General features: G+C 38.0%; 21 protein-coding genes. 2 read left to right on the top strand and 19 right to left on the bottom strand.

Features of this window, described 5'->3' with window-relative positions; all coding sequences use genetic code 11:
• Nucleotides 1-128: 128 nt before the first annotated feature.
• Complete coding sequence (locus DM800_RS20755; protein ID WP_000900297.1) at nt 129-347, bottom strand: hypothetical protein; 219 nt, start codon at nt 345-347, stop codon at nt 129-131.
• Between the two features lie 170 nt (nt 348-517).
• Between DM800_RS20755 and pdaB the strand changes: the two genes are divergently transcribed.
• Nucleotides 518-1,282, top strand: a complete 765-nt coding sequence (gene pdaB / locus DM800_RS20750; RefSeq protein WP_000464700.1) for a polysaccharide deacetylase family sporulation protein PdaB — start codon at nt 518-520, stop codon at nt 1,280-1,282.
• Between the two features lie 127 nt (nt 1,283-1,409).
• Here pdaB and kbaA read toward each other — a convergent pair whose 3' ends face one another.
• The gene (kbaA, locus tag DM800_RS20745; protein WP_147787493.1) at nt 1,410-2,021 is read right to left on the bottom strand and encodes a KinB signaling pathway activation protein KbaA; all 612 of its coding nucleotides are present in this window, start codon (nt 2,019-2,021) and stop codon (nt 1,410-1,412) included.
• Nucleotides 2,022-2,160: 139 nt separating this feature from the next.
• On the opposite strand from kbaA, the gene gerD reads away from it, so the two are divergent.
• On the top strand, nt 2,161-2,778 hold the full coding sequence (gerD, locus tag DM800_RS20740; RefSeq protein ID WP_087983920.1) for a spore germination protein GerD: 618 nt from the start codon (nt 2,161-2,163) through the stop codon (nt 2,776-2,778).
• 56 nt (nt 2,779-2,834) lie between these two features.
• Here gerD and DM800_RS20735 read toward each other — a convergent pair whose 3' ends face one another.
• The 17 genes from DM800_RS20735 to DM800_RS20655 form a co-directional block, all read right to left on the bottom strand.
• Nucleotides 2,835-3,902, bottom strand: coding sequence for an Mrp/NBP35 family ATP-binding protein (locus tag DM800_RS20735; protein WP_000256609.1), 1,068 nt, complete (start codon nt 3,900-3,902; stop codon nt 2,835-2,837).
• Between the two features lie 143 nt (nt 3,903-4,045).
• Nucleotides 4,046-4,759 (bottom strand): N-acetylmuramoyl-L-alanine amidase CwlD, encoded by a 714-nt coding sequence (gene cwlD / locus DM800_RS20730; protein ID WP_000822446.1) that lies wholly within the window; start codon nt 4,757-4,759, stop codon nt 4,046-4,048.
• Between the two features lie 66 nt (nt 4,760-4,825).
• Nucleotides 4,826-5,254, bottom strand: coding sequence for a YbaK family protein (locus tag DM800_RS20725; protein WP_001101006.1), 429 nt, complete (start codon nt 5,252-5,254; stop codon nt 4,826-4,828).
• Nucleotides 5,255-5,416: 162 nt separating this feature from the next.
• Nucleotides 5,417-5,809: a 30S ribosomal protein S9 gene (rpsI, locus tag DM800_RS20720; RefSeq protein WP_000079986.1), complete on the bottom strand. Its 393-nt coding sequence runs from the start codon at nt 5,807-5,809 to the stop codon at nt 5,417-5,419.
• A 21-nt stretch (nt 5,810-5,830) separates the two neighbouring features.
• Nucleotides 5,831-6,268, bottom strand: coding sequence for a 50S ribosomal protein L13 (gene rplM, locus DM800_RS20715; RefSeq protein WP_001260795.1), 438 nt, complete (start codon nt 6,266-6,268; stop codon nt 5,831-5,833).
• A gap of 152 nt (nt 6,269-6,420) precedes the next feature.
• Nucleotides 6,421-7,164, bottom strand: coding sequence for a tRNA pseudouridine(38-40) synthase TruA (gene truA / locus DM800_RS20710; protein WP_147787492.1), 744 nt, complete (start codon nt 7,162-7,164; stop codon nt 6,421-6,423).
• Nucleotides 7,165-7,178: 14 nt separating this feature from the next.
• Entirely contained in the window at nt 7,179-7,973 is a 795-nt protein-coding gene (locus DM800_RS20705) for an energy-coupling factor transporter transmembrane component T family protein (RefSeq protein ID WP_087983922.1), read from the bottom strand.
• A complete protein-coding gene (locus tag DM800_RS20700) occupies nt 7,961-8,842 on the bottom strand; it encodes an energy-coupling factor ABC transporter ATP-binding protein (RefSeq protein WP_000406519.1) in 882 nt (293 codons plus the stop codon). The genes DM800_RS20705 and DM800_RS20700 overlap by 13 nt, the downstream gene beginning before the upstream one ends.
• Nucleotides 8,818-9,660, bottom strand: a complete 843-nt coding sequence (locus DM800_RS20695; RefSeq protein WP_137035281.1) for an energy-coupling factor ABC transporter ATP-binding protein — start codon at nt 9,658-9,660, stop codon at nt 8,818-8,820. Before DM800_RS20695 ends, DM800_RS20700 begins: the two co-directional genes overlap by 25 nt.
• Before the next feature lie 103 nt (nt 9,661-9,763).
• The gene (rplQ, locus tag DM800_RS20690; protein ID WP_000331490.1) at nt 9,764-10,126 is read right to left on the bottom strand and encodes a 50S ribosomal protein L17; all 363 of its coding nucleotides are present in this window, start codon (nt 10,124-10,126) and stop codon (nt 9,764-9,766) included.
• A 35-nt stretch (nt 10,127-10,161) separates the two neighbouring features.
• A complete protein-coding gene (locus tag DM800_RS20685) occupies nt 10,162-11,106 on the bottom strand; it encodes a DNA-directed RNA polymerase subunit alpha (RefSeq protein ID WP_000569644.1) in 945 nt (314 codons plus the stop codon).
• A gap of 180 nt (nt 11,107-11,286) precedes the next feature.
• Entirely contained in the window at nt 11,287-11,676 is a 390-nt protein-coding gene (gene rpsK, locus DM800_RS20680) for a 30S ribosomal protein S11 (RefSeq protein ID WP_000101797.1), read from the bottom strand.
• Nucleotides 11,677-11,700: 24 nt separating this feature from the next.
• On the bottom strand, nt 11,701-12,066 hold the full coding sequence (rpsM, locus tag DM800_RS20675) for a 30S ribosomal protein S13 (RefSeq protein WP_000090790.1): 366 nt from the start codon (nt 12,064-12,066) through the stop codon (nt 11,701-11,703).
• A gap of 21 nt (nt 12,067-12,087) precedes the next feature.
• Complete coding sequence (rpmJ, locus tag DM800_RS20670) at nt 12,088-12,201, bottom strand: 50S ribosomal protein L36 (RefSeq protein ID WP_000868344.1); 114 nt, start codon at nt 12,199-12,201, stop codon at nt 12,088-12,090.
• A 35-nt stretch (nt 12,202-12,236) separates the two neighbouring features.
• Nucleotides 12,237-12,455: a translation initiation factor IF-1 gene (gene infA / locus DM800_RS20665; RefSeq protein ID WP_001029884.1), complete on the bottom strand. Its 219-nt coding sequence runs from the start codon at nt 12,453-12,455 to the stop codon at nt 12,237-12,239.
• A 68-nt stretch (nt 12,456-12,523) separates the two neighbouring features.
• The gene (gene map, locus DM800_RS20660) at nt 12,524-13,270 is read right to left on the bottom strand and encodes a type I methionyl aminopeptidase (protein WP_000582534.1); all 747 of its coding nucleotides are present in this window, start codon (nt 13,268-13,270) and stop codon (nt 12,524-12,526) included.
• The gene (locus DM800_RS20655; protein ID WP_001048998.1) at nt 13,270-13,920 is read right to left on the bottom strand and encodes an adenylate kinase; all 651 of its coding nucleotides are present in this window, start codon (nt 13,918-13,920) and stop codon (nt 13,270-13,272) included. The genes map and DM800_RS20655 overlap by 1 nt, the downstream gene beginning before the upstream one ends.
• Nucleotides 13,921-13,940 lie beyond the last annotated feature (20 nt).

The raw sequence follows: 13,940 nt of genomic DNA, 5'->3' as shown, positions 1-13,940 counted from the left end.
CTTATGTTAACATCTTCATTTTTCAATGTCAACTAAGTTTTTCAAATTTCTTTTTTATCGTCTTCTGCGTTTCCGCATCAGCGACGGTTATTAATTTATCATATAATAACTATTAACGTCAACACTTTTTAATAAAAAATTCTTTTCCTTACATAACGCATACACTCTTCTGCATTAGCGACTCTTCGAAACAAACAAAAAATGATTTTATATCTTTCTTCCATCGCCTTTTTTACAACGTCATGAATACGTTCATCTTCAAAATCAAATAACAGTTCTTCTAACTCCCTCTTCAATATGTATTCCATTTCTTTTTTCTCTTCTTTCGTTAACATAAACCCAAGCAAATCATCACCTCAATCATTTCTTACAAAGCAATAAACGTTACGCTCATTTTCACTTATCAAAATCCTATCATTCATTATATCCACTGCTTACGATATTAATCCTTTGTTCTCTTTTTAATATTTAAAGCATATATGTAACTGAAAAGGATTGGACAAAGGGGCGTAATATTATGTTTTTCTTTTTTATTACGAGTAAACGAGCTTTTAAACACATTAGCTTAATAGTGATACTTTCCTTATTTACAGCATGGCTTCTCTTTTTGAAAACATATTCACATGAATCTGCTTTTTCAACTGCGACAGGACCTAAAGTTATTTACAAAGGAGACACCTCTAAAAAACAAGTTGCATTCACGTTTGATATTAGTTGGGGAGACAAAAAAGCAATTCCAATCCTTGATACACTTAAAGAAAGAGACATTAAGAATGCAACCTTCTTCGTTTCTGCTGCATGGGCAGAAAGACACCCTGATGTTGTTGAACGCATCATAAAAGATGGACATGAAATCGGTAGTATGGGCTATAATTACACGTCCTACACTTCTCTAGAGACAAATGAAATACGAAGAGATCTTTTACGAGCACAAGATGTTTTTACAAAACTTGGTGTGAAACAAGTCAAACTATTACGTCCACCTAGTGGAGACTTTAACAAAGCAACACTTAAAATAGCAGAATCACTCGGATACACCATCGTCCATTGGAGTAATAACTCAAACGACTGGAAAAACCCAGGTGTAAACAATATCGTTTCCAATGTCTCTACTAATTTAAAAGGTGGAGATATCGTCTTATTACATGCATCCGATTCTGCCCTTCAAACAAATAAAGCTTTACCACTGCTTCTACAAAAATTAAAGAGTGACGGATATGAGCAAATATCGGTATCACAACTTATTTCTAACACAAGTACAAAAAGTAAAGATGTAAGGTAATTCTTTTCCCTCGTGCCTTCACACATAAAAAGCTCTACTACCTCTCATCAAGGTAGTAGAGCTTTTTTCATCCCGATATTTATATTCGTACAACCACCCTGCATAAAAACTCAAAAATCTCTCTTACTTAAGCCGACTTACTCGCCTTTCCAATTAAACGATGTAATATAAGTAACTGATATGCATTACATAATAAAAGTGGTATCACCATTAAATACAACCAATCTGTGTCATTAATACGAAGCGCTGGTACCCACTCAAGAATTGTTACAACAACCATAAAGAACAAAGCGGGCACAAATGCCTTTCTATTCGTTTCTTTACTTTTTATGTAAGCAACAATCGCCCCAAACACAAATAATACACCTGCAACAAGTATGTTATTCCCTAACGAAACTTCCCCATTTGCAATCAATATGGATCTTAAATACACGAAATCAAATAAAACGAATGCAATAAAGAAGAGCTGGACTGCATTCCATAAAGAAGGTGACCTGAACATCCCCAGTCCAAAACGATGGATTGTTAAATAGGCAAAGAACCCCATTTGACTTATAACACTAAAAATAAATCCTACACCCATCAACCAGAAGGAAACTGCTAAAATCTCCTTTCCGTCGAAATTTTGAAAAAATTCAGCGTACTTGTCCCACTCCAAAACAAACCCAATAATGACCGTGCTAATCCCACCTAGAAACAACGTCGTAAAAAACAGGCGTACCCACTTGCGGCTATTCACAACACATCCCCCATTATCCTTATATTTCTAATTAAATTGTATCAATGACAATTTCAAAAAGCTAGCCATGTTCATGTATAAATTCCTTAAAGATATTTATATTAAAAAGAGAGAACTGTGTTGAAAGGAGTTCCAACTTATGAAACGGATGCTGCTCGTTTTGACTTCTTCTTTTCTATTTCTTGTACTTGTAGCATGTGCACAAGGAAAAGAAGCAAAGTCCGAACTTGATTATGATCAAACGAAGAAAATGATTGTTGATATTTTAAAAACCGATCAAGGTAAGAAAGCCATTCAAGATGTGTTAACTGATGAAAAAATGAAACAAGCACTCATACTAGATGAAACAGTAGTAAAGAAAACGATTGAAGATGCAATGGTATCCGACAAAGGGCAACAATTCTGGGAAAAGCTCTTTAAAGACCCTGAGTTCTCATCGAAATTCGCTAAAAGTATGGGGAAAGAACAAACAACCTTAATGAAAACATTACTAAAAGACCCTGAATACCAAGCAGGCGTTATAGAAATTATGAAAAACCCTGAAGTAGAAAAAATAATGTTACAAACAATGAAGAGCAAAGAATACCGCCAATATTTACAACAAGTACTAACAGAAACTGCTGAAAGCCCACTCTTCCAAGCTAAGATGATTGATATTATTAGTAAAGGTGTACAAAAGGCCGAAAAAAGTGGATCTGATAAAAAAGAAGCAGGCGGTGAAGGTGGTTCCCAAGACGGTAAAAAGGAGCAACAGTAAAAATAATAATTATAATAATGAGTGGACAATATATGTATCGTCCACTCATTATTATTTTATTTTTGCGCGACAGCTATTTTATCAATTACTGTCTCAGCTATCGTACGATAAATAAGACCCGTCGTATGTGTATCTTCATATACTGAAGGCGCAAAGTCATCTTTATTCCAATCAGGTTGTTGAAGCGGGATTCGGCCAAGTACTTCTGTTTGAAGTTCTGTAGCTAATTTATCTCCTCCACCTCTTCCAAACACATATTCTTTTTCACCAGTTGTTTTACTTTCAAAATACGCCATATTTTCAACAACACCAAGAATACTATGTTCTGTACGTAAAGCCATGGCTCCAGCACGCGCTGCCACAAATGCCGCTGTTGGATGTGGCGTTGTTACAATAATCTCTTTACAAGCTGGCAACATTGAGTGTAAGTCTAGCGCAACATCACCTGTACCCGGTGGTAAATCTAAAACTAAATAGTCTAAATCGCCCCACTCTACTTCTGTAAAGAAGTGATTTAACATTTTCCCAAGCATAGGGCCTCTCCAAATAACCGGTGCATTATCTTCTACAAAGAATCCCATTGAAATTACCTTTACACCTAGACGCTCCACTGGAATGATTCTATCTCCTCTTACAACAGGACGTTTTTCTATCCCCATCATATCCGGTACGCTAAAACCATAAATATCAGCATCAATGATACCAACCTTTTTACCTAGACGAGCTAAAGCAATAGCAAGGTTAACAGAAACTGTTGATTTTCCGACTCCACCTTTTCCACTCGCCACTGCTAAAAATGTTGTTTTTGAATTTGGTGACAATAAAGATTCAGTTTGCTCTTCTTCCTGTTCCGGTGCAAACTGAGCTAATTCCTCTTCTGTAAATTCTGCAAAGCGAAGCCCTACTGTTGCTGCTCCTAGTTCTTTTACTAATTTTACAATTCCAGATTGCAATTGCATTTGTTCCGCTGTACCGGTTTTTACAATTGCAATTTTAACACTTACATGTTCCTTCTCAGGCTTAACTGTTACCTCTTTAATTGCACCTGTTTCTTTTAACGTTTTATGTAAAAACGGATCTACAATCCCTTCTAACGCTTCCACTACTTGCTCTTTCGTTACCATAGTTAGCCCAGCCCCCTGTATGAAAAATAACGTAATGTTAATTAAATTTATCTCTCTTTATTTTTGAAATAAATGCGTTTACATTTCCAGTATAACATATTTTCGGAAAACTTCGTTAACGGGAGAAACTCAAAAAATCCTCCTTATTCTGGAGGATTCCCTTTTTCCGTGAAATAACGTAATATACCACGATATACTGCAGCCGCTACCTTTTGCTGATATTTCTCCGAATTTAACATATACCTTTCGTTTACATTCGATAAAAAGCCAGCTTCAATTAGAGCACCTGGTGTTTTCGCATACTTCAATAAATACACATGAGAAATTGTTTTAGCAGAACGATTCGTATTCTCTAAACTCGTTCTCAATTCAGCTTGTATAAATTTCGCAGCACGTTCATTTTCAACCGAAGAACGATAGTAGAACGTTTGTGCTCCTTTCGATCCACTACTAGTTAAAGCATTTAAATGAATACTCGCAAAAAAGTCTACATCAGGCTTATTAATAATCTCTACACGCTTTTTTAAATCCTCTGCTTTACGTCTACTATATGATTTTGTATCTTTCTGAGCTAAATCATAATCTCCCTCACGTGTTAAAATAACTAGTGCACCTTGTTCTTGTAAATAATCTTGTACCTTCTTTGTAATTTCAAGCGTAATATCTTTTTCTATAATATCTTTTCCACCAACAGCCCCTCCGTCTGGCCCACCATGCCCAGCATCTAATACAATCACTTTCCCTGATAAGGGTAAATTCCAAGCTCGCCACGATTTTGTAATTTGAAATTCTTGTTTGACTAAAAAAAACAAAACAACCGCAGCGAGTGCAAAAGAGATAATTCGAATTCTCTTCATACCTTTCCTCCTCCAGCTAGTCCCTCTAATTACTTATATGGGACAAGAGGAAAGTTTATGCTTGTCTTAATGAAGCTTTAATCGATATCTTCTTTCACCTTTTTCATATCCTTCCTGCCACCATAAGCCGATAAACTGCTGGCAAGATTCAAAAAGTAATTCCTCATCTTGTAACTTAATTTCCCGCATAGTCATGCTCGTTAAAAATTGGAATAGTGTTTCCGTTAATTGTTGCTCTTCTTCTAAGGCTCTATATTTCACATCAAAGAATGATTCACCATAATAACCAAACTTACTGTATCTCGCTCCTAATAAATACGATTCTATCCCTAATTCAATACAGTAATCTTCATACTGACGATGAAGTTCCTGCATCTGAAAGGCATCCCTAATATTTGAACGTAATGTTTTTAATGATAATTCTCGCAGCATCTTCCGTTCATATTTCAACTGCTTTTCTTTTTGTTTTTCTTGTAAGCTGACAATGACATTCATAGTACTTATAAACCTCCCTAATACGTATTAGTCTAAACTTCTAAAGAAGAAGCATACGCGAGAGAATAGCACTAAAATATTCCAAACTACAAAAATTACAAAAGAGGAATGAAACATAAAAAAACCCCAACCAAAATGGTTGGGGTTTGTAGTTCGCAAAAATTAACGTTTTGAGAACTGAGGTGCACGACGTGCGCCTTTAAGACCGTATTTTTTACGCTCTTTCATACGTGCGTCACGAGTTAATAGACCTGCACGTTTTAGTGTTAGACGGTATTCTGGATCAGCTTTTAATAAAGCGCGAGAAATACCGTGACGAATAGCACCAGCTTGACCAGTGTATCCACCACCATTTACGTTTACAAGTACATCGTAGTTACCTAAAGTTTCTGTTGCAACTAGAGGTTGTTTCACTACTTCACGTAATGCAGCAAATGGGATATAGTTTTCAAAATCACGACCGTTAATGATAACGCGTCCTTCGCCTGGAACTAGGCGTACGCGCGCTACTGAACTCTTACGACGTCCAGTGCCATAGTATTGAACCTGTGCCAAAGTAAGCCCTCCTTTAATTGATTATCCGCGAAGTTCGTAAACTTCTGGTTTTTGTGCTTGGTGTGGATGCTCTGCTCCAGCATACACGTTTAATTTCTTAGATACTTGACGTCCTAAACGTCCTTTTGGAAGCATCCCTTTAATTGCAAGCTCTAACATTTGTACAGGGTAGTTTGTACGCATTTCTAGAGCTGTTCTTTGTTTAAGTCCACCTGGGTGGTTAGTGTGACGGTAGTAAATTTTATCGTTTAATTTATTACCTGTTAAATGAATTTTTTCAGCGTTAATAATAATTACATGATCACCCGTGTCAACGTGTGGTGTAAATGTAGGTTTGTTTTTACCGCGTAAAATAGATGCTACTTCAGTAGATAGGCGACCTAAAGTTTGACCTTCAGCATCAACCACATACCATTTACGCTCAACTTCGTTAGCTTTTGCCATAAAAGTCGTACGCATGTGTTTCCCTCCTCGTTATCTTTTCCATAGAAAAAATCTATTGTTTATCTTAAACACGATTTCCTTCCGGGGCTAATCGTGGTTTTAGAAACAATACCATATGTTATGATATACTTTTGAGTTTCTAATGTCAAGCAAATGTTACACCAGGATTAGTTGTTATAGTTTACCTGCCATAAGTAAAGTCCATGACCTGGAGCCATCTTTCCAGCAAACTGACGATTTTGTTTCGCTAAAATCTCTGGAATGCTATCAGAATCAAGCTTTCCTTGCCCTACGCTAAGTAACGTACCAACAATAATTCTGACCATATTATATAAAAATCCATTACCTACAAAACGAAAAATTAATTCATCGCCTTGCTCAATTAACTCAATTTCATAAATCGTTCGCACCTTATCTTTTTTGTCAGTTTTTGCCGAACAAAAAGAAGTGAAATCATGCGTTCCAATAAAATAAGGAATCGCCTTTCTGATAGAGCTTATTTCGAGCGGATATGGATATTGATATACGTAATTTCTACGGAATACATCCGTAGTCTTTGATAATAATACACGATAACGATATTCTTTTCTCTCGACACCGTAACGCGCATGAAATTCTTCTGTTTTTTTCTCTACCTGTCTGATAACAATATCATCTGGCAACATTGTGTTTAATGCATTACTCCATTGCCACTCTTCAAGCGACAACGGTGTATCAAAGTGTATGACTTGTCCTTTAGCGTGAACGGTAGAATCCGTTCTGCCCGATGCCTGAACACGAACAAGTGCTCCTTTATGCAATTTCTGCAAAGCTTTCTCAATCTCTTGTTGAACAGTACGATGCTGCGGCTGAATTTGATAACCACAAAAATGCATGCCATCATATGCAACCGTACATTTTATTCTATCCATTTCTCTATTCTCCATTACGATCGCACCCATGCCAAAATACAAGCTAAACAAAGTAAGCTTATTATCGTTACTGTATCACTTGTTTTCCAGCGTAGTTGCCTAAATTTAGTACGTCCTTCACCATTTTGATACCCACGTGCTTCCATAGCAATTGCTAAGTCCTCAGCACGCTTAAAAGCACTGATAAATAGAGGAACGAGTAGTGAGATAATAGCTTTCATCCTATCTTTTATCGGTCCTCCTGCGAAATCAATACCGCGTGAAGATTGTGCCTTCATTATTTTACTCGTTTCATCCATTAATGTCGGAATAAAACGAAGAGAAATTGACATCATTAATGCGATTTCATGAACAGGAACTTTTATACGTTTCAACGGCTTTAATAACGTCTCCAAACCATCTGTAATCTCAATAGGTGTCGTCGTTAACGTTAATAATGTCGTCATTAAAATAATAACGAAGAATCGTATAGAAATGTATATCCCTTGCTCTAATCCTTTTTCATGTATCGAAAACCAACCAAGCTGGAATAGTACTTCCCCTTCTTTATTTGTAAAAATATGCAGGAAAAATGTAAAAAGAAAAATCCATAGAATTGGTTTTAAGCCCGAAAGTACATAACGAATCGGCACTTTTGCAAAAAATAAAGCAATGAGTGCATATAAAAATAAAAATCCATATGAAATCGCATTATTTGCTAAGAAAACAACAAATACATATAAAAAGACAATCAGCAGCTTCGTACGTGGATCAAGTTGATGAATAAGAGACTTCCCTGGAATATATCTTCCAATAATCAACTGCTGCATGATTCATGACCACCTTTTCGTAACACCTGCACAACTTCATGAGTAAGATCCTCTAAAGATAAGGTAGCCTTTGGGATTGAAATGCCAAACTTCTCTTCAATTGCACGTTTATACTTTAAAGACATAGGAAGATCCACGCCAATTTTCTCTAGTTCATCAGCATGTGAAAATACTTCCTCTGCACTTCCTTGCAAAAAGACCGTTCCTTTATGCATGACTACAATCTGCTCCGCATACTTAGCAGCATCCTCCATATTATGTGTTACTAGGATAACTGTAAGACCTTTTTCCTTATGCAGCTTATAAAACATCTCCATAAGTTCATTCTGCCCTTTTGGATCTAGTCCTGCTGTAGGTTCATCTAATACAAGCACTTCGGGTTCCATCGCCAATACACCCGCTATCGCAACACGCCTCATTTGCCCACCACTTAACTCAAACGGTGAACGTGTTAATAGTTCTGGCTCTAACCCTACAAGTTCAATTGCCTCTCTTGCCTTTTGCTTCGCTTCTTCTACAGATACCCCAAAATTAGTAGGGCCGAAACAAATATCCTTCTCCACAGTCTCTTCAAACAACTGATGTTCTGGGAATTGAAAGACAACCCCTACCTTTTTACGTAGTGGCTTTAGCTTTTTTTCTTTCTTTCCTGCCGAAATGAAATGTTCACCAATTTGAACTGTGCCATTCGTCGGCTGCAATAAACCATTTAAATGTTGAATCATCGTCGACTTACCTGAACCAGTATGACCGATAATGGCATAATAGCCCCCACTTGGAAACGACACGTCTACATCATAAAGTGCGCGTCTTTCAAATGGAGTTTTATATTGATAACGATGTTCTACTTTTTGGAATGTAATCTCCAAAGTTCGTTCACCAAGCTTTCCATTGTAAGATGCGTATTTTGCAAGAGAATTTCATTTCTTTTTAATAATTCTGCTATTTTCACTGAAAATGGTACATCTAATCCAATTTCTTGGAGCATATGAGAGGACTTGAAGATTTGCTTTGGAGTCCCTTCCTCTAATATTTCTCCCTTGTTTAAAATAATGACACGATCTGATTGTGCCGCTTCTTCTAAATCGTGCGTAATTGATAACACGGTAATACCTTTTTGATTAACAAGTTGTCTAACCGTTTCTACTACTTCACGTCTCCCTTGAGGATCTAACATTGACGTTGCTTCATCTAATATCAAAATAGATGGCTGAAGTGCTAAAACGCCTGCTATTGCCACTCGCTGCTTTTGCCCACCAGATAACGAATGAGGTTCATCATTAAGAAAATCTTCCATACGGACAAGTTTGAGAGCCTGATTTAATCTTTCTACCATTTGCTCTCTTGGCATTCCGATATTCTCTAAGCCAAAAACAACGTCGTCTTGCACTGTCGTTCCAACAAATTGATTGTCTGGATTTTGAAATACCATCCCAATTTGTTTTCGAACATCCCATACCGTTTCCTCTGATAAAACCATTGTATCATTTACTGTAATAGTCCCTGCTTCCGGCAAAAACAAACCATTCAATAATTTTGCAAGTGTAGACTTCCCTGAACCGTTTTGTCCAATAACAGATACCCATTCTCCCTCATACAAGGCAAATGAAACATCTTTTAATGCATAAGTGGCTGCCCCAGGATATTGAAATGATATATTTTCTGTCCGAAGTTTCTCTTTTTTCAATACAAGGCACCCTTTCCTTCGCCAAGTTAGCCTATTTTTATATTTAAAAAAAAGGGCCATGACCAGTTTCTTGAAAAGAACTGTCCTGCCCTTTTAATTATCATTATACTAACTCGATAATTACCATTGGTGCTGCGTCTCCGCGACGTGGACCAATTTTTGCAATACGAGTGTATCCGCCTTGGCGCTCAGCATAGCGTGGAGCTACATCAGCGAATAATTTTTGAAGTGCATCTTGACCAGTCTCAGCGTTAGCTACTTCATTGCGAATGAAAGCTGCTGCTTGACGACGAGCGTGAAGATCTCCGCGTTTACCTAAAGTGATCATTTTTTCCACTACAGAACGAAGTTCTTTTGCACGAGTTTCTGTCGTTTGGATGCGCTCGTTGATAATTAAATCAGTAGCTAAATCACGTAACATAGCTTTACGTTGCGCACTTGTACGGCCTAATTTTCTGTATGCCATTCGTAGTTCCCTCCTTTGTTGATGGGTTTAAATCCTCAGTCGTCTTTACGTAAACCTAAACCTAATTCCTCAAGCTTATGTTTAACTTCTTCTAAGGATTTACGTCCTAAGTTACGAACTTTCATCATATCTTCTTCTGTTTTGTTCGCAAGCTCTTGTACAGTATTAATTCCTGCACGTTTTAGGCAATTATAAGAACGAACAGAAAGATCTAGTTCTTCGATAGTCATCTCAAGAACTTTCTCTTTTTGATCTTCTTCCTTCTCGACCATAATCTCAGCATTTTGTGCTTCATCAGTTAAACCAACAAAGATATTTAAATGCTCAGTTAAGATTTTGGCACCTAAAGAGATAGCTTCTTTTGGCCCGATGCTTCCATCCGTCCATACATCAAGCGTAAGCTTATCATAATTAGCCACTTGTCCGACACGTGTCTTTTCCACTTGGTAAGTCACACGTGATACTGGAGTATAAATAGAATCAATAGGAATTACTCCTATTGGTTGATCTTCGCTTTTATTTGCATCAGCTGGCGTATACCCACGGCCACGCTTTGCAGTTAAACGCATGCGGAAATGCGCATTTTTTGCTAACGTTGCAATGTGTAAATCTGGATTTAAGATTTCTACATCACTATCGTGAGTAATATCAGCAGCTGTGACAATACCTTCGCCCTGCACATCAATTTCCAACGTCTTCTCTTCTTCAGAGTAGATTTTAAGAGCTAACTTTTTCAAGTTTAAGATGATCGTCGTAACGTCTTCTACTACGCCCTCAACTGTTGAAAATTCATGTAATACGCCATCGATTTGGATAGCAGTAACAGCGGCACCAGGGAGTGAGGATAAAAGAATACGACGTAAGGAGTTACCCAAAGTAGTACCATATCCACGCTCAAGCGGTTCAATTACGAATTTACCATATTTAGCATCTTCGTTAAGTTCAACCGTTTCGATTTTCGGCTTTTCGATTTCAATCATTAACTAAACCCTCCTTCAAAACGTCGAAACCCCGGTTAAACAAAGGGATACCCCCTGTCTAACCGAAAGTCCCCCTTAGGCAGTTCCCGATTGTGCACAACAAGCGATGTTTCTGTACGAAATTTCTCGATAATGCATCATATCCATTATAGACAAAAGGGAAAATTCTATACAGAAAAATTACACACGACGACGTTTTGGTGGACGACATCCATTATGAGGAACTGGAGTAACATCTCTAATTGCTGTTACTTCTAGACCTGCAGCTTGAAGAGCACGAATTGCAGCTTCACGACCAGCACCAGGACCTTTAACAGTAACCTCTAAAGTTTTTAAACCGTGCTCCATTGCAACTTTAGCAGCAGCTTCAGCAGCCATTTGCGCAGCGAATGGAGTAGACTTACGAGATCCACGGAAACCAAGTGCACCAGCACTAGACCAAGAAAGTGCGTTACCATGAGTATCTGTAAGTGTTACGATTGTGTTGTTGAAAGTAGAACGAATATGAGCTATACCAGCTTCAATATTCTTTTTCACACGTTTTTTACGAGTGTTTGTTTTACGTGCCATTGTTAGTTCAACCTCCTTTACTTATTATTTCTTTTTATTTGCTACTGTACGACGTGGACCTTTACGTGTACGAGCATTGTTTTTAGAGTTTTGACCACGAACTGGTAAACCACGACGGTGACGAAGACCACGGTAAGAACCGATCTCCATTAGACGTTTAATGTTAAGAGATACTTCACGACGAAGGTCTCCCTCAACTTTAATACGATCGATGATATCACGGATACGTCCTAGTTCGTCTTCCGTTAAATCACGAACTCGTGTTTCTGAAGAAATACCAGCTTCAGTTAGAATTTTTTCAGCAGTTGTGCGACCAATGCCGAATACGTAAGTTAAAGAAATAACAACGCGTTTGTCTCGAGGAATATCTACACCTGCGATACGTGCCATTCTGAATGCACCTCCTTCTGATTAACCTTGTTTTTGTTTATGTTTAGGGTTTTCACAAATAACCATTACTTTTCCACGTCTACGAATAACTTTACATTTTTCGCAGATTGGTTTAACTGACGGTCTTACTTTCATGTCTCGAACCTCCTTAAAGATTACGGAGTGCTATATTATTTAAAACGGTACGTAATACGACCACGATTTAAATCGTACGGAGATAATTCTACCGTAACTTTGTCTCCTGGTAAAATACGAATGAAGTTCATACGGATTTTACCAGAAACGTGAGCCAATACGACATGCCCATTCTCTAATTCTACTTTGAACATAGCATTTGGCAACGTTTCAAGAACGGTACCTTCGACTTCAATTACATCATCTTTAGCCATTCAATAGTTCTCCCTTCTTCAAATCAGTAACATTTTACACTGCTCTGAAATCCCGGAGAGCCAGCTACTTATAAAGTGGTAAGGATTTCGTATCCTGCTTCTGTAAGAGCAATCGTGTGCTCAAAGTGTGCACACCATTTACCATCTACCGTTACCACTGTCCAGTCATCAGATAGTGTTTTTACATATCGTCTTCCTTGATTCACCATCGGCTCAACACAGATGACCATTCCCGGCTTTAATCTAGGGCCTCTATTTGGTGGACCATAGTGCGGGATTTGAGGGTCCTCATGTAAGTCTTGCCCGATTCCGTGACCAACATACTCCCTAACGATCGAGAACCCATTCTCTTCAGCATGGGTTTGAACCGCATGTGAGATATTTGATAATCTTTCGCCTGGTTTTACTTGTTCTAGACCAAGATACAACGATTTTTCTGTGACATCAAGTAGCTTTTGAACAGATTCAGAAATGTTTCCAACTGGATACGTCCATGCAGAATCTCCATGGTACCCATTGTATTTCGCACCAATATCGATACTGATGATATCGCCCTCTTCGAGCTTGCGCTTCCCTGGAATTCCGTGTACAAGCTCTTCATTTACAGAAGCACATATGCTCCCCGGAAATCCGTTGTATCCTTTAAAAGATGGCGTAGCACCATATTTTTGAATCGTCTTTTCCGCTATTTGATCGAGCTCTTTCGTTGTAATTCCTGGAGTAATATGCTGTTTCAACTCTTGATGAGTTAAAGCAACGATCCTGCCAGCTTCTCGCATGATTTCTATCTCGCGAGGAGTTTTGCAGATGATCATTACGCTAAGCCTCCGATGAGAACATCGATATCAGCAAATACTTTATTGATATCTTGCTCACCATTAATGCTTTGTAAGTAACCAAGCTCCTCGTAGAAATCAAGCAAAGGTTTTGTTTGCTTAATATTTACATCTAAACGATTTGCCACAGTTTCTTCATTGTCATCAGAGCGTTGATATAATTCGCCACCACATTTATCGCACACATCAGCTTTTGCTGGTGGATTGAATTCTAAGTGGTAAGTCGCACCGCACTCTTTACAAATGCGACGGCCTGTAAGGCGTGTTAATAACAACCCTGAATCCACATTAATGTTTAAAACATAGTCGATTTTTTTACCAAGATCTTTCATAATCTCTTCAAGAGCTGATGCTTGTGCAACAGTTCGTGGGAAACCGTCTAGTAAGAAACCTCTTACGCAGTCTTCTTGACTTAAACGTTCACGAACGATTCCGATTGTAACTTCATCTGGAACAAGTGCACCTTTATCAATAAAAGATTTTGCTTGTAGACCCATTTCAGTTTCAGCCTTCATAGCTGCACGGAACATATCTCCTGTTGAAATGTGAGGGATGTTATACTTGGCAACAATCTGTTCGGCTTGTGTACCTTTACCAGCACCAGGAAGCCCCATTAAAATTAAGTTCATCCTTGTTCCCCCTCAGAGTA

The sequence above is a fragment of the Bacillus sp. AY18-3 genome (assembly GCF_008042305.1).
GTDB lineage: Bacteria > Bacillota > Bacilli > Bacillales > Bacillaceae_G > Bacillus_A > Bacillus_A wiedmannii.
Note: the sequence above shows the minus strand (reverse complement) of the source record. Positions and strands in the feature narration are given on the sequence as shown.